Here is a 14503-nt window from a genome sequence, read left to right on the forward strand (position 1 = left end):
AGTAGCAAGGAACATAAAGTGAACGGAATGACCACCAGAGCCGTATGTTCCCCCTCACCCCAGCCCTCTCCCTCAAGGGAGAGGGGGCCGTCTGTGCAGGCATTATTTTGTGGGGAACCCTCAGCCCTGTGGGAGAGGGTTAGGATGAGGGCACCAGAGCGCACGGAATCAATTAAACGGCGCCTCCCCGTCCAGCACCCTATCAATTACGTCCAGCACCCCTTCGTCATTATTGTTCGGCGCTTCATAGCGGGCCACCGCCTTAATGTGCGGTCTGGCATTGGCCATCGCGAAGCCAAACCCAGCCTGGCGCAACATCTCCACGTCGTTACCGCTGTCGCCAAAGGCCACCACTTCACTGTCCTCAATGCCCCAGCGCGCTTGCAGGATCCGCAGGCCGTTAGCTTTGTGTACGCCGGGGATAATCAGGTCGATACTGCCGTGTCCCGTGGTCACCGGCACCATGATGTCGCCAAGCTTCTCATGCAGCAGCGCCTGAATGCGCGGAATTTCGTCGTCAGAGACGTTTAGCCCGAATTTGAAGAAAATATCGTTGAGGTTGTCAAAGCTGCTGACGCTTTCAAGGCGGTGATAGTATTTCGCAGCAATCTCTTTGAAGAGGTCGTTATACGTTTTCAGCGTGTAGGCGCTGTTTTTTCCGCAGGCAATTATCTCAATGCCGGGCACGTCGTTTAACAGGGTGGCGACGGTCAGAAAGTGCTCTTTCGACAGTTCGCCGTTAAACACATCTTCGCCCGCATCCACCACCCAGCCGCCGTTTTCGGCGACGAAGGCGATTTCATGGGCGATCTCCGGGAAAAATGAGATCAGCTGGTAGTACTGGTTTCCGCTGGCGACCACAAAACGGATGCCTTGCGCTTTCATACGCGCGTACTGCGCCAGAAAACGCGCGCGGTTATAGGTTTTCGCATCGCTCAGGAAGGAGCCATCCATGTCGACTGCAATCAGTTTAACGCTCATATCCCTTCTCCATTGACGTTGTTTCTGCTTCCGGTTTTGCCACCGCTCGCGCCACCAGGGCGGCAATAATGACTAACCCTAATACCACCAGCATCGCGCTGCGTAACCCGTAGTGCTCACCGAGGAATCCAAGCAGCGGCGGCCCCACCAGGAAAGCGAGGTAGCCCGTGGTCGCTACGACGCTCACGCGCGTCGGCGCGTCGGGGCCGGTATCGCTGGCAGCGGAAATGGTCAGCGGGAAGCCAAGGGAGGCGCCCAGTCCCCACAGGATCACCGACACACCCGCAATCCAGTCCACATCCACAAAGATAATCATCGCGATGCCCAGCCCGCCCAGCAGGGCGCTGGCACGGACGACCGCCACGCGGCTGTAACGGTCGATAAACCAGCCCCCGGTAAAGCGTCCGACGGTCATGCCGAGCGTAAACCCGGCGTAAATCAGCGAGCCGGAGGTGGGGCTAAATCCGTGCCCGTCCACCATCAGCAACGGTAGCCAGTCGTTGGCGGAGCCTTCAGCAAACGCCATCGCCAGCACTACCACGCCAATCAGCATCAGCTGGAAATCGCGATAGAAAGGCAACCCTTTTGCCGCAGTCTTCTGTTCGTCCGAGGCGTTTTGTCCTGTGCCAGCGGGAATAGCCCTGATGCCGGTGAGGATCGGGATAATACAGACCAGCGCCGCGAGTAAAATGTGCACATTGGCCGCAATGCCCAGCGCCGTCAGCGCCATCCCTACGCCCGCGCCCGCCAGCGTGCCGAGGCTGTAAAAGCCATGCATCATCGGCAGCACCGTTTTGTTCATCGCCTTTTCGACGGCGGCCCCCTCGACGTTAATGGCCACTTCCGCCGCACCAAAGCTGCCGCCAAATACCATCAGCCCAAGGGCAAACATCAGCGGCGAGGCGAACCACAGCGCCACGCTCAGACCGAGCATACCTACCACGGCGCAGCACATGGTGGTGCGGATCACCGCCCGCGTGCCAAAGCGCTTCACCAGCCAGGCCGAGCAGAGGATGCCGCTCATCGAGCCAATCGACAGGCCAAACAGCACGATCCCCATCTCCGCCGTCGAGACGGACAGCGTATCGCGGATTGCCGGGGTGCGCGTTGCCCAGGAAGCCATCAGCAGCCCGGGGATGAAGAAGAACATAAACAGCGCCCACATGCGCAGATGCAGGGCTTTGCGAGGAGAAGTTAGCGTCATTGGGATCAGCACCAGAAGTACAACAATAGCGACAACACTAGCAACTTTGTGTACATTTGTACACAAACTGGATGAGGATTTTATGAGCAGACCACCGAACGACCCTAACCGCCGCGAGAAGATACTCCAGGCGACGCTGGACACCATTGCTGAGCACGGTATTCATGCCGTCACGCACCGCAAAATTGCCACCTGCGCAGGCGTGCCGCTGGGGTCGATGACCTACTATTTCGACGGGATGGAGTCGCTTCTGGAGGAGGCCTTCACGTGGTTTACGCAGCAGATGTCTCAGCAGTACCGGGATTTCTTCGCGGGGGTGACCGGGCGGGAGAGGGCGTGCGAGGCCATTACCACGCTGATCCACAGTTCAGCCGTGACCACGCCACACAATATGGCGCTGATGTATCAGTTATACGCGTTTATGCACCGCAGCGCCGCGCTGAAAACGGTGATGCAGGACTGGATGAAGATGAGCCAGACTACGCTTGAGCAGTGGTTTGATTCGGCCACCGCCCGTGCGCTGGATGCGTTTATCGAGGGGATGACGCTGCATTTTGTAACCGACCGGTCGCCGTTAACCCGGGAGGAGATCCGGGTGATGGTGGGGCGGATTGCGGGCGAGGATACCGTCTGATAGCACTCACCCCGGCTACGCTTACTGGCGGGAGATTTTTTTCCCGCTGGCGTCAACGACGACTTCGCCATCTTCCTTCGTAAATGCCCCTTTTTGCGCGTCCGGAAGGATGTCGAGAACGACTTCAGAAGGGCGGCACAGACGGGTACCCAGCGGCGTCACCACAATCGGACGGTTAATCAGAATAGGGTATTGCAGCATGAAGTCGATAAGCTGGTCGTCGGTGAAATGTCCCTGTGAAAGGCCCAGTTGCTCATAAGGCTCGACGTTTTTGCGCAGCAGATCGCCTATGGAAATCCCCATATCTGCAATCAGCCTGGTCAGTTCATCACGCGACGGTGGGTTCTCAAGATAGAGAATAATTTCGGGTTCCGTACCGCTGTTGCGGATCATCTCCAGCGTATTGCGCGACGTGCCGCAGGCCGGGTTGTGGTAGATAGTGATATGGCTCATATCCGTTACTCATTACAGTGTGAAGGAGAGACGTAGCGCCAGCGCGGCAAGCGTCACAAAGAGAACTGGCAGCGTCATTATGATGCCCGTCCTGAAATAGTAGCCCCAGGTAATAGTCATGTTTTTCTGTGCCAGCACATGAAGCCATAGCAGGGTAGCCAGGCTCCCGATGGGGGTAATTTTCGGCCCCAAATCGCAGCCAATCACGTTAGCGTAAATCATCGCCTCTTTAACCAACCCTGTTGCAGCACTACCCTCAATGGAGAGCGCGCCAATCAGCACCGTTGGCATATTGTTCATTATGGATGACAGGAAGGCGGTGATAAATCCGGTTCCCAGCGTGGTGACCCAGAGTCCGTACCCGGCTAAGTAATCAAGAACGCCTGAAAGAGACTCCGTCAGCCCGGCGTTGCGCAGGCCATACACCACCAGATACATACCCAGCGAGAAGATAACAATTTGCCACGGCGCGCCGCGCAGCACTTTTCCGGTGTTAATGGCGTGCCCGCGTTTAGCAACGGCAAACAAAATCAGCGCGCCAGTTGTTGCGATAGCGCTGACCGGGATACCCAGAGGTTCAAGCACAAAGAAACCGACGAGCAGTAGCAGCAGCACGATCCAGCCCGTTCTGAACGTCGGCAGGTCGTGAATGGCCAAAGCAGGCTCGCGGAGTTTTGCCAGGTCATATTCGGGGGGGATTTCATTTCGGAAGAACAGATGCAGCATCACCAGCGTTGCGGCAATCGCAGCGATATCAACCGGGATCATCACCGAGGCGTATTCGCTAAAGCCCAGCTTAAAGAAGTCCGCTGAGACGATGTTGACCAGGTTGGATACAATCAGCGGCAGGCTGGCGGTATCGGCGATAAATCCCGCCGCCATCACGAACGCCAGCGTGGCCTGCTTGCTGAACCCCAGCGCCAGCAGCATGGCGATAACGATAGGCGTCAGGATCAATGCCGCACCGTCATTGGCGAACAGCGCCGCCACGGCCGCACCCAGCAGCACGATCCAGGTAAACAGCAACCGCCCGCGACCGTTTCCCCAGCGAGCAACGTGCAGCGCCGCCCACTCGAAAAAGCCGGACTCATCCAGCAGCAGGCTGATAATGATGACGGCGATGAACGTAGCCGTCGCATTCCAGACGATATTCCACACCACAGGGATATCGTTGATGTGGATCACGCCGCTCATCAGCGCCAGCACGGCGCCAATGGTGGCGCTCCAGCCGATACTGAGCCCTTTGGGCTGCCAGATAACCAGTACCAGCGTAAACAGAAAAATAGCCCCTGCCAGAAACATCTTTTACTCCGTTATATCTGTTTTTGTGAATGTGTCGTGGTCAGCAAGAGCCCGGGAGGCGGTTTTTCAGCTTCATACGTGTCTCTTCTCGCAGGCAGTTCCAGCTGTTATCGATAACGGTTGCCGCCCACGCGGGCATGTTGGGAGAGAGACGGTAGTAGATCCATTTACCCTCACGACGATCGATGACCAGCCCGGCCTCGCGCAGTAAGGCCATATGGCGCGAGACTTTCGGCTGCGGCTCGTTGGTAGCGGAACAGAGATCGCAGACGCACAACTCGCCCGCCTCACGCAGAAGCATGACGATGGAGAGGCGCGTTTCGTCGGAGAGGGTTTTGAAGAGCTGGATGGGGAGTAGCATCGGGTGATCCTGCGTGGTTTTTTGTCATATTCATTAAATCATATATGTTTGTGGCGAGTGAGGGAACTATCTCCTTTCAGGCTGTGCTTTTTGCTATGGGATCATTCTTCTGGTTTGAAAGTACATGGATGAAATTCGCCGGGTGTTTTGGGGCGTTGATAGTCGGCTATGTGCTTTCATACGGAGCTGCAAAAATTAGAGGTGGGTGAGCTTTAAAGCTCGATTTTGAGGAATCAAATCTGACATGCAAAAAATCTGTCGCCATTATGTCGCCAATGACCCAATGCTATGTATGTAACTGATTGAATTTAATGGTTTATTTTTTAAGGCAACAAAAAACCCATCAACCTTGAACCAAAACGGCGGGGTTGATGGGCTCCACAAATTGGGGACATCAAAGAAAAGCAGTGGCACTAGTTATGACTGCCCCCTGATAAAAAAGTTCTGCGCGTAACGAAAATAATTTTCACCACGCGCAAACTTGAGACTTATCCGAGTCCTGGCCAGATGATGATGATCAGCGTACCTGCCAGCGTGAGCAGTACGTTAGCGATAGCATAGGTGCCCGCATACCCCAGTGCCGGGATGTTGCTGCGCGCGGTGTCGCTGATGATCTCCATCGCCGGTGCGCAGGTGCGCGCGCCCATCATCGCGCCGAAGAGCAGGGCGCGGTTCATGCGCAGCACGTAAGCGCCGAACAGGAAACAGATCACCACCGGTACCAGGCTGACGATAAGTCCGGAAACCAACATTTGCCAGCCGACCGCACCCAGGCCATTGCCAATGCCGCTCCCGGCGCTTAAGCCGACACCCGCCATAAAGACCATCAGACCGAACTCTTTCACCATGTTCAGCGCACCCTGAGGGATATAGCCGAAGGTGGGATGGTTCGCTCGCAGGAAGCCCAGCATGATCCCGGCGAACAGCAGACCGGCTGCATTACCAATGCCGAAGCTAAAGTTGCTGAACTGGAAGGTGATCATCCCGATCATCAGGCCGACAATGAAGAAGGCGCAGAAGGCTAACAGGTCCGTCACCTGGCTGTGGATTGAGATAAAGCCGATACGGTCGGCAACGGTTTTAACACGTCGGGCATCGCCGCTAACCTGCAACACATCGCCTTTATTGAGCACCACGTTATCGTCGATAGGCATTTCAATCTGGCTGCGGATCACGCGGTTGAGGAAACAACCGTGGTCGGTCAGCTTCAGCTGTGCCAGACGGCGACCCACGGCATTGTGGTTTTTCACCACAATCTCTTCGGTGACAATACGCATGTCCAGCAGGTCGCGGTCAAACACCTCTTTCCCGTTGCGGAAGCTCGGATCGAGACGCGCGTGGGCGTCCGGGTAGCCAACAAGGGCGATGTCATCGCCCATCTGGAGCACCGCGTCACCGTCCGGGTTTGCCAGAATGCCGTTACGACGGATACGTTCGATGTAGCAGCCGGTCTGACGGTAGATCCCCAGCTCGCGCAGGTTTTTCCCGTCGGTCCAGGCAACCAGCTCCGGCCCGACGCGGTAGGCGCGGATCACCGGCAGGTAAACTTTACGTTTGGAGTCCGTGTCCAGGCCGCGCTCGCGGGCGATGGTCTGGGCGCTGGTCTGGAGATCCTGATGCTGAAGTTTTGGCAGATAGCGCGCGCCAACAATCAGGCTCACCAGACCAATCAGATAGGTCAGGGCATAGCCCAGACTCAGGTTGTCCAGCGCGGAGGAAAGCGGCGTGCCGGCCATGCCAGAATGACGAAGCGTATCGCCCGCGCCGACAAGCACCGGTGTGGAGGTCATCGAGCCTGCCAGCATACCGGCCGTTAAGCCGATGTCCCAGCCAAACAGCTTGCCCAGCCCTAACGCAATCAGCAGGGCGCTGCCGACCATCACCAGCGCCAGCATCAGGTAATTTTTGCCGTCTCGGAAGAAAATGGAAAAAAAGTTCGGACCGGCTTCCACGCCTACGCAAAAAATAAACAGCATGAAACCTAAGTTAAGCGCGTCCGTGTTAATACTGAAATGTTGTTGACCTAATAACAGGGAGACGACTAAAACGCCAATGGAATTACCAAGTTGAACTGAACCCAGGCGTAATTTACCCAGACAAAGGCCCAGCGCCAGTACCACAAATAATAACAGGATGTAATTCCCATTTAACAAGTCTGCGACGTTTATATTCACGGAGGCTAACTTCTTGTTTACCAGTAAGTTGTTGAATGAAAGGACTATTTGGGCTACTGTTTTCAGAGTCAGGGAATCACTTTGCATCTCCCTGCTTCCTGATAAATACCCTAAACACTAGCAGTCGGTTAGTTTAATCGTAATAGCTACCGACAGCCACCTATTATCGCACGACTTCTGTGCGTGCTTTGGCAAGGATTGCCGCATTGCTTTATCTGACTGGGCGTCCACCGGACGATTTTTGTATTTGATAGAGATAAGTCAGGAGGATAGTTTGAACTTTAAACGAAACTGGGCTGGCGTAATCAGCTGTTTTTTGCTGTTTACGGTCGTTTGCATGTCACTCGCTTTTAACGTGAAAGGCGCCTTCAGAGCGTCCGGTCATCCCGAGCTGGGCCTGTTGTTCTTCATCCTGCCGGGGGTAGTAGCCGGTTTTCTCTCACGTAAAGGCGAGGTGGTGATGCCGCTTATTGGGGCAATGCTTGCGGCCCCGCTCTGCCTGCTTCTGATGCGCGTGCTGTTTCTCTCGTCGAGAAGCGTCTGGCAGGAAGTGGCGTGGCTACTGAGTGGCGTTTTCTGGTGTGCGCTGGGCGCGCTCTGTTTCTTATTTACGCGCAGCCTGCTGCAACAGCGGAAGCACCGTAAATAAAAACGCCCTCAGGGTGAGGGCGTCTTCGCATTACTGAGCCGCAAACAGGCCCAGGTGTTCTTTGGCGTAGGCCTCAAAATCGGTGCAGCCGCCGATGTGTTTCTGATCGAGGAAGATCTGCGGCACGGTTTCAACCGGTTTACCCACGGTTTTTTCCAGATCGGCTTTAGTGATGCCTTCCGCGTGGATATCCACATAACGGAAGTTGAAATCATCACGCTCTTCAGTCAGTTTCTCTGCCAGCTCTTTCGCGCGCACACAGTAAGGGCATCCTGGACGACCAAAAATTACTGCAAACATTTCTCTCTCCTCAAAAAACAAGCCTGACGGCGAATAGCGCCTATAGTGCACGATAACCTGCCGTCATGGAAAGAAGGTTTCACCTGTCACTTTGATACAGTCAGGCTATGTTTCGCCAATTACATCAGGTGGATCATTGCCTATACTGGCTGCCATACGTTTTACGCAACACAAAGAGAGACAAAATGACGCCAACCATTGACCTGCTTCGTTCCCACCGTTCCATTCGCCATTTCACCGATGAGCCAATTACCCAGGCGCAGCGGGACGCGATCATCGACAGCGCAAGAGGTACCTCCAGCTCCAGCTTTTTGCAGTGCAGCTCCATTATCCGCATCACCGATCCGGCGATGCGTGAGCAGCTGGTAACGCTGACGGGCGGACAAAAGCACGTTGCCCAGGCGGCTGAGTTCTGGGTGTTCTGCGCCGATTTTAACCGTCACCTGCAAATCTGTCCTGAGGCCGAGCTGGGGCTGGCGGAACAGCTGCTGCTGGGCGTTGTGGATACGGCACTGATGGCGCAAAACGCGTTCACGGCGGCGGAATCACTGGGGCTTGGCGGCGTCTATATTGGCGGGCTGCGTAACAACATCGAAAGCGTGACGGAACTGCTGAAGCTGCCGAAACACGTGCTGCCGCTGTTTGGTCTGTGCCTCGGCTGGCCGGCGGATAACCCGGATCTGAAGCCGCGCATTCCTGCTGCGATGCTGGTGCATGAAAACCACTACCAGCCGGTCGACCAGGACGTTCTGCATCAATACGATGAAGAGCTGGCGAACTACTATCTGACGCGCGACAGCAACAACCGCCGCGACACCTGGAGCGACCATATTCGTCGCACCATCATCAAGGAGAACCGCCCGTTCATTCTCGACTACCTGCACAAACAGGGCTGGGCAACGCGGTAGTCCATTCCTCCTGCTCCTCGTGTATGATAGGCAGGCTTTTACCATGTCTTTAGAGAGGTGCAGGGTGAAAATTGCCATATTGTCCCGGGATGGAACGCTCTATTCATGTAAACGCCTGCGAGAAGCGGCGGCGAAACGCGGACATCAGGTTGAGATCCTCGATCCGATGTCCTGCTATATGAACATCGACCCTGCGGCGTCGTCGATTCATTACAAAGGCCGCAAATTGCCGCATTTTGATGCGGTAATTCCCCGTATTGGCTCCCAGGTCACCTATTACGGCACGGCCGCGCTGCGCCAGTTTGAAATGCTGGGAAGCTATCCGCTCAATGAATCCGTGGCGATTTCCCGCGCCCGCGATAAGCTGCGCTCGCTGCAACTGCTGGCGCGCCAGGGGATCGATCTGCCCGTCACCGGGATTGCTCACTCCCCGGACGACACCAGCGATTTAATCGACATGGTGGGCGGTGCGCCGCTGGTCATTAAGCTGGTGGAAGGTACGCAGGGTATTGGAGTGGTACTGGCGGAGACGCGTCAGGCGGCGGAAAGCGTGATCGATGCGTTTCGCGGTCTGAATGCCCATATTCTGGTGCAGGAGTATATTAAAGAGGCTAAAGGGTGCGACATCCGCTGCTTTGTGGTGGGCAATGAAGTGGTGGCCGCCATAGAGCGGCAGGCGAAAGAGGGCGATTTTCGCTCTAACCTGCACCGCGGCGGTATCGCACGGGTGGCCCTTATCAGCGAGCGCGAGCGTGAGATTGCGGTGAAAGCGGCGCAGACGCTGGGCCTGGACGTGGCGGGGGTCGATCTGCTGCGTGCCGACCGCGGGCCGTTGGTGATGGAAGTTAACGCCTCGCCGGGGCTGGAAGGGGTGGAAAAAACCACAGGCGTCGATATTGCAGGTAAAATGATCGCATGGATTGAACGCCATGCGACGCCGGGATTTTGCCTGAAAACGGGCGGTTAAATGGATCGGCGCGCACTTTTTGCGTAATCTGGACAACGTTTTTATTTAAGAGGCTGCACTGCGATGGATTTACAGGTCGTACCTACACTGGATACGTTACGTCAATGGCTCGATGATGCCGGTATTACTTTCTTCGAATGCGACTCCTGCCAGGCGCTGCATCTGCCTCACATGCAAAATTTCGACGGCATTTTCGATGCCAAAATCGATCTGATTAACGACGTGATCCTTTTCTCCGCGCTGGCTGAAGTAAAGCCGTCCGCGCTGCTGGCGCTGGCATCCGATCTGTCAGCGATCAACGCCAGTTCTTTGACGGTGAAAGCGTTTCTCGACATACAGGATGATAATCTGCCAAAGCTGGTGGTTTGCCAGTCTTTATTCTCCGGCGCGGGGCTCTCCTTCAAGCAGTTCGCCTGGTTTATGCGCCTGAGCGAAGAGCAAATTTCCATGGTCATGATGGAAGCCAACGCACATCACCTGCTGTATAGCGCGGAAGATGACGCCGAGAATAATGATGCATCTCCCAATTTTCTCCACTAAGCCTGTCTGACTTTTGCGCAGTCGCTGCCAGAGCGGCTGCATAACACCATTTTTTCTGCTGCTTTTAACCTTTCTTTAAAGAATTTTTCACCTCCTCTCCGGCCGTTTCGGCTTATCACGTAGACATAATCTGCATAAAAAATTGATAAAAGGCGTTTTTTCGTCTGGGCTATAGCCGGAGACACGGGCTACAGTTATTCTTGCGGTGCTTAAAAAAGCGAGCGGAACCTGCCGGGATGAGGGGGGTATTTTATTTCGGGCAGAGCGACAAACTATGCATGATTATTGCATATCTTCAGGCTGCACAGATTTGGTTCGTTTGTTAACGAACTTTCAGAAGGAATAACAATATGATCGCCTTGAATAAAAAATGGTTATCGGGTCTGGTTGCGGGTGCTCTGATGGCCGTCTCTGCCGGCACGCTCGCTGCGGAACAAAAAACGCTGCACGTCTATAACTGGTCTGACTATATTGCGCCGGATACCGTCGCCAATTTTGAAAAAGAGACCGGCATTAAGGTTGTCTACGACGTATTCGATTCCAACGAAGTGCTGGAAGGCAAACTGATGGCGGGCAGCACCGGTTTCGACCTGGTGGTGCCGTCGGCAAGCTTCCTGGAGCGTCAGCTGACCGCCGGTGTCTTCCAGCCGCTGGACAAGAGCAAATTACCGAACTGGAAAAACCTCGATCCGGACGTGCTGAAGCTGGTGGCGAAGCACGACCCGGACAACAAATACGCGATGCCTTACCTGTGGGCGACCACCGGTATTGGCTATAACGTGGATAAAGTCAAAGCGGCGCTGGGCCCGGACGTCAAGCTGGACAGCTGGGACGTAGTGCTGAAGCCGGAAAACCTCGAGAAGCTGAAAAGCTGCGGCGTCTCTTTCCTCGATGCGCCGGAAGAGATTTTCGCCACCGTGCTTAACTATCTCGGCAAAGATCCAAACAGCAGCAAGGCCGACGACTACACCGGTCCGGCGACCGACCTGCTACTGAAGCTGCGTCCGAATATTCGCTACTTCCACTCCTCTCAGTACATCAACGACCTGGCGAACGGGGATATCTGCGTGGCCATCGGCTGGGCGGGCGACGTCTGGCAGGCGGCGAACCGCGCGAAAGAGGCAAAAAACGGCGTGAATGTTTCCTACTTCATTCCGAAGGAGGGGGCGCTGGCGTTCTTCGACGTCTTCGCGATGCCGGCTGATGCGAAAAACAAAGAGGAAGCGTATCAGTTCCTCAACTACCTGATGCGTCCGGACGTGATTGCTCACATCAGCGACCACGTCTACTACGCCAATGGTAACAAGGCCTCCGAGCCGCTGGTGAGCGAAGAAATCCGCAATAATCCGGCGATCTACCCGCCAGCCGATGTGTTTGCCAAGCTCTTCACCCTGAAAGTGCAGGAACCAAAAATTGACCGTGTGCGTACCCGCGCGTGGACCAAGGTGAAAAGTGGTAAGTAACGGCGTTTGATATCGTTGCCCGGTAGCGCCGTCGCTTACCGGGCCGACAAATACCGTAGGCCGGGCAAGCGTTAGCGCCGCCCGGCGATGCGCACCCTGACGGTGCGTTTGCACCAGTGTTGATCTATGCCGGAGAGCACCCCGTGAATGACGCGATCCCCCGCCCGCAGGCGAAAGTCCGTAAAGCGCTGACCCCGCTTCTTGAAATTCGTAACCTCACCAAATCCTTCGACGGCCAGCATGCCGTGGACGATGTCAGCCTGACGATCTACAAAGGTGAAATTTTTGCTTTGCTTGGCGCATCCGGCTGCGGTAAATCGACCCTGCTGCGCATGCTGGCCGGGTTTGAACAGCCCACCGCCGGGCAGATCGTGCTGGATGGGGTAGACCTCTCCAGCGTGCCGCCGTACCAGCGGCCCATCAACATGATGTTCCAGTCCTATGCCCTGTTCCCGCACATGACCGTCGAGCAGAACATCGCCTTCGGCCTGAAGCAGGACAAACTGCCGAAAGCCGAAATCACCGCGCGCGTGGCGGAGATGCTGAGCCTGGTGCATATGCAGGAGTTTGCGAAGCGTAAGCCGCATCAGCTTTCCGGCGGCCAGCGTCAGCGCGTGGCGCTGGCAAGAAGTCTGGCGAAGCGTCCAAAATTATTACTGCTCGACGAGCCGATGGGCGCGCTGGATAAAAAGCTGCGCGACCGGATGCAGCTGGAAGTGGTGGATATCCTCGAGCGCGTGGGGGTGACCTGCGTGATGGTGACCCACGACCAGGAAGAGGCGATGACCATGGCCGGGCGCATTGCGATCATGAATCGCGGTAAGTTCGTGCAGATCGGCGAGCCGGAAGAGATTTACGAACACCCGACAACCCGCTACAGCGCGGAGTTCATCGGCTCGGTGAACGTCTTCGAAGGGCTGCTGAAGGAACGCCAGGACGACGGTCTGGTGATTGAATCGCCGGGGCTGGTGCACCCGCTGAAGGTTGATTCTGATAACTCCGTGGTGGACAACGTGCCGGTTTACGTTGCCCTGCGCCCGGAAAAAATCATGCTATGCGATGAGCCACCCGCAGATGGCTATAACTTTGCCGTGGGCGAAGTGGTGCACATTGCCTATCTCGGCGATCTGTCGATTTACCATGTGCGCCTGAAAAGCGGCCAGATGCTCAGCGCCCAGTTACAGAACGAACACCGGTATCGCAAGGGACAGCCAACCTGGGGCGACGAAGTGAGCCTCTGCTGGGATGCGGACAGTTGCGTAGTCCTGACGGTATAAGGAGCGGTCATGAGTACACTTGAACCTCCAGCCCGCGTCAAAAAACCGGGCGGTTTCGCGCTCTGGCTGGCGCGCATACAGATGGCGCATGGCCGCAAGCTGGTCATCGCCATGCCCTATATCTGGCTGATCCTGCTGTTTCTGCTGCCGTTCCTGATCGTCTTTAAGATCAGCCTGGCGGAGATGGCGCGGGCGATCCCACCGTATACCGATCTGTGGGAGTGGGCCGACGGGCAGCTGACGCTGACCGTAAACCTCGGTAATTTCCTGCAACTGACCGACGATCCGCTCTATTTCGAAGCCTATTTGCAGTCGTTACAGGTTGCGGCTATTTCTACGATCTGCTGCTTGTTGATGGGCTACCCGCTGGCGTGGGCAGTGGCGCACAGCAAGCCGTCGACGCGAAATATTTTACTGCTATTGGTCATTTTACCGTCGTGGACGTCGTTCCTGATCCGCGTGTACGCGTGGATGGGGATCCTGAAGAATAACGGCATACTGAATAACTTCCTGCTGTGGCTTGGGGTGATCGACCAGCCGCTGACGATCCTGCATACCAACCTTGCGGTGTATATCGGGATTGTCTATGCCTATCTGCCGTTTATGGTGCTGCCGATCTATACGGCGCTGACGCGTATTGATTACTCGCTGGTGGAAGCCTCGCTGGATCTCGGCGCACGCCCGTTGAAGACTTTCTTCAGCGTCATTGTGCCGCTCACCAAAGGCGGGATCATCGCCGGATCGATGCTGGTGTTTATCCCGGCTGTCGGGGAGTTTGTGATCCCGGAACTGCTCGGCGGCCCGGACAGCATCATGATTGGCCGCGTGCTATGGCAGGAGTTCTTCAATAACCGCGACTGGCCGGTGGCCTCGGCGGTGGCGATCGTCATGTTACTGCTGCTGATCGTGCCGATCATGTGGTTCCATAAACATCAGCAGAAACAGATGGGAGACCACGGATGAACAACTTACCGGTAGTACGCTCCCCGTGGCGAATTGCGATCCTGATTATCGGCTTTACCTTCCTTTATGCGCCGATGCTGATGCTGGTGATCTACTCGTTCAACAGCTCTAAGCTGGTCACCGTCTGGGCGGGCTGGTCGACGCGCTGGTACAGCGAGCTGTTCCACGATGATGCGATGATGAGCGCGGTGGGGCTGAGCCTGACCATTGCGGCGCTGGCGGCGACGATGGCCTGCGTGCTGGGCACGATTGCCGCGCTGGTGATGGTGCGCTTTGGCCGTTTCCGCGGGGCAAATGGTTTTGCGTTTATGATCACCGCCCCGCTGG

15 protein-coding genes and 1 pseudogene are annotated in these 14503 nt (G+C 56.0%); 9 read left to right on the plus strand and 7 right to left on the minus strand.

All coding sequences use genetic code 11. The features are described 5' to 3' along the window. Nucleotides 1-168 precede the first annotated feature (168 nt). Complete coding sequence (locus DD606_RS21210) at nucleotides 169-981, minus strand: Cof-type HAD-IIB family hydrolase (RefSeq protein ID WP_022650681.1); 813 nt, start codon at nucleotides 979-981, stop codon at nucleotides 169-171. Then, on the minus strand, nucleotides 971-2185 hold the full coding sequence (locus tag DD606_RS21215; RefSeq protein ID WP_058672684.1) for an MFS transporter: 1215 nt from the start codon (nucleotides 2183-2185) through the stop codon (nucleotides 971-973). Before DD606_RS21215 ends, DD606_RS21210 begins: the two co-directional genes overlap by 11 nt. Before the next feature lie 82 nt (nucleotides 2186-2267). On the opposite strand from DD606_RS21215, the gene DD606_RS21220 reads away from it, so the two are divergent. Then, nucleotides 2268-2819 (plus strand): TetR/AcrR family transcriptional regulator, encoded by a 552-nt coding sequence (locus DD606_RS21220; protein ID WP_023315709.1) that lies wholly within the window; start codon nucleotides 2268-2270, stop codon nucleotides 2817-2819. 21 nt (nucleotides 2820-2840) lie between these two features. Here DD606_RS21220 and arsC read toward each other — a convergent pair whose 3' ends face one another. The 4 genes from arsC to DD606_RS21240 form a co-directional block, all read right to left on the minus strand. Further along, entirely contained in the window at nucleotides 2841-3272 is a 432-nt protein-coding gene (arsC, locus tag DD606_RS21225; RefSeq protein ID WP_045347188.1) for a glutaredoxin-dependent arsenate reductase, read from the minus strand. Between the two features lie 12 nt (nucleotides 3273-3284). Continuing rightward, entirely contained in the window at nucleotides 3285-4574 is a 1290-nt protein-coding gene (locus DD606_RS21230) for an arsenic transporter (protein ID WP_045347186.1), read from the minus strand. 40 nt (nucleotides 4575-4614) lie between these two features. Further along, nucleotides 4615-4935, minus strand: a complete 321-nt coding sequence (locus tag DD606_RS21235) for a metalloregulator ArsR/SmtB family transcription factor (RefSeq protein WP_045332572.1) — start codon at nucleotides 4933-4935, stop codon at nucleotides 4615-4617. 488 nt (nucleotides 4936-5423) lie between these two features. Further along, on the minus strand, nucleotides 5424-7109 hold the full coding sequence (locus tag DD606_RS21240) for an aspartate:alanine antiporter (protein ID WP_032610193.1): 1686 nt from the start codon (nucleotides 7107-7109) through the stop codon (nucleotides 5424-5426). Between the two features lie 274 nt (nucleotides 7110-7383). On the opposite strand from DD606_RS21240, the gene DD606_RS21245 reads away from it, so the two are divergent. Then, on the plus strand, nucleotides 7384-7758 hold the full coding sequence (locus DD606_RS21245) for an inner membrane protein YbjM (protein WP_017384878.1): 375 nt from the start codon (nucleotides 7384-7386) through the stop codon (nucleotides 7756-7758). 30 nt (nucleotides 7759-7788) lie between these two features. On the opposite strand, the gene DD606_RS21250 is transcribed toward DD606_RS21245, so the two are convergent. Then, on the minus strand, nucleotides 7789-8058 hold the full coding sequence (locus tag DD606_RS21250; RefSeq protein ID WP_006809455.1) for a GrxA family glutaredoxin: 270 nt from the start codon (nucleotides 8056-8058) through the stop codon (nucleotides 7789-7791). Nucleotides 8059-8243: 185 nt separating this feature from the next. On the opposite strand from DD606_RS21250, the gene nfsA reads away from it, so the two are divergent. From nfsA to DD606_RS21290, 7 genes and pseudogenes are all read left to right on the plus strand, one after another. Beyond that, a complete protein-coding gene (gene nfsA / locus DD606_RS21255) occupies nucleotides 8244-8966 on the plus strand; it encodes a nitroreductase NfsA (protein ID WP_003858388.1) in 723 nt (240 codons plus the stop codon). Nucleotides 8967-9030: 64 nt separating this feature from the next. Then, nucleotides 9031-9933, plus strand: coding sequence for a 30S ribosomal protein S6--L-glutamate ligase (gene rimK, locus DD606_RS21260; RefSeq protein ID WP_129259083.1), 903 nt, complete (start codon nucleotides 9031-9033; stop codon nucleotides 9931-9933). 63 nt (nucleotides 9934-9996) lie between these two features. After that, the gene (locus tag DD606_RS21265) at nucleotides 9997-10473 is read left to right on the plus strand and encodes a YbjN domain-containing protein (RefSeq protein ID WP_003858385.1); all 477 of its coding nucleotides are present in this window, start codon (nucleotides 9997-9999) and stop codon (nucleotides 10471-10473) included. Nucleotides 10474-10823: 350 nt separating this feature from the next. Beyond that, the gene (gene potF, locus DD606_RS21275; RefSeq protein WP_022650689.1) at nucleotides 10824-11936 is read left to right on the plus strand and encodes a spermidine/putrescine ABC transporter substrate-binding protein PotF; all 1113 of its coding nucleotides are present in this window, start codon (nucleotides 10824-10826) and stop codon (nucleotides 11934-11936) included. A 143-nt stretch (nucleotides 11937-12079) separates the two neighbouring features. Beyond that, complete coding sequence (potG, locus tag DD606_RS21280; protein WP_017693732.1) at nucleotides 12080-13213, plus strand: putrescine ABC transporter ATP-binding subunit PotG; 1134 nt, start codon at nucleotides 12080-12082, stop codon at nucleotides 13211-13213. A gap of 9 nt (nucleotides 13214-13222) precedes the next feature. Continuing rightward, a complete protein-coding gene (gene potH / locus DD606_RS21285; protein ID WP_003858381.1) occupies nucleotides 13223-14176 on the plus strand; it encodes a putrescine ABC transporter permease PotH in 954 nt (317 codons plus the stop codon). Further along, nucleotides 14173-14503: pseudogene (locus DD606_RS21290) on the plus strand (putrescine ABC transporter permease PotI); the annotation flags it as partial. The gene potH and the pseudogene DD606_RS21290, both read left to right, overlap by 4 nt.

The organism is Enterobacter cloacae complex sp. GF14B (genome assembly GCF_004136805.1).
Classification (GTDB): Bacteria; Pseudomonadota; Gammaproteobacteria; order Enterobacterales; family Enterobacteriaceae; genus Enterobacter; species Enterobacter hormaechei_C.

Coding starts and splice junctions, on each gene's coding strand:
- DD606_RS21250 (WP_006809455.1), bottom strand. CDS start 8,058: ATGTTTGCAGTAATTTTTGGTCGTCCAGGATGCCCTTACTGTGTGCGC.
- DD606_RS21220 (WP_023315709.1), top strand. CDS start 2,268: ATGAGCAGACCACCGAACGACCCTAACCGCCGCGAGAAGATACTCCAG.
- DD606_RS21215 (WP_058672684.1), bottom strand. CDS start 2,185: ATGACGCTAACTTCTCCTCGCAAAGCCCTGCATCTGCGCATGTGGGCG.
- DD606_RS21230 (WP_045347186.1), bottom strand. CDS start 4,574: ATGTTTCTGGCAGGGGCTATTTTTCTGTTTACGCTGGTACTGGTTATC.
- nfsA (WP_003858388.1), top strand. CDS start 8,244: ATGACGCCAACCATTGACCTGCTTCGTTCCCACCGTTCCATTCGCCAT.
- DD606_RS21265 (WP_003858385.1), top strand. CDS start 9,997: ATGGATTTACAGGTCGTACCTACACTGGATACGTTACGTCAATGGCTC.
- arsC (WP_045347188.1), bottom strand. CDS start 3,272: ATGAGCCATATCACTATCTACCACAACCCGGCCTGCGGCACGTCGCGC.
- potF (WP_022650689.1), top strand. CDS start 10,824: ATGATCGCCTTGAATAAAAAATGGTTATCGGGTCTGGTTGCGGGTGCT.
- DD606_RS21210 (WP_022650681.1), bottom strand. CDS start 981: ATGAGCGTTAAACTGATTGCAGTCGACATGGATGGCTCCTTCCTGAGC.
- DD606_RS21235 (WP_045332572.1), bottom strand. CDS start 4,935: ATGCTACTCCCCATCCAGCTCTTCAAAACCCTCTCCGACGAAACGCGC.
- potH (WP_003858381.1), top strand. CDS start 13,223: ATGAGTACACTTGAACCTCCAGCCCGCGTCAAAAAACCGGGCGGTTTC.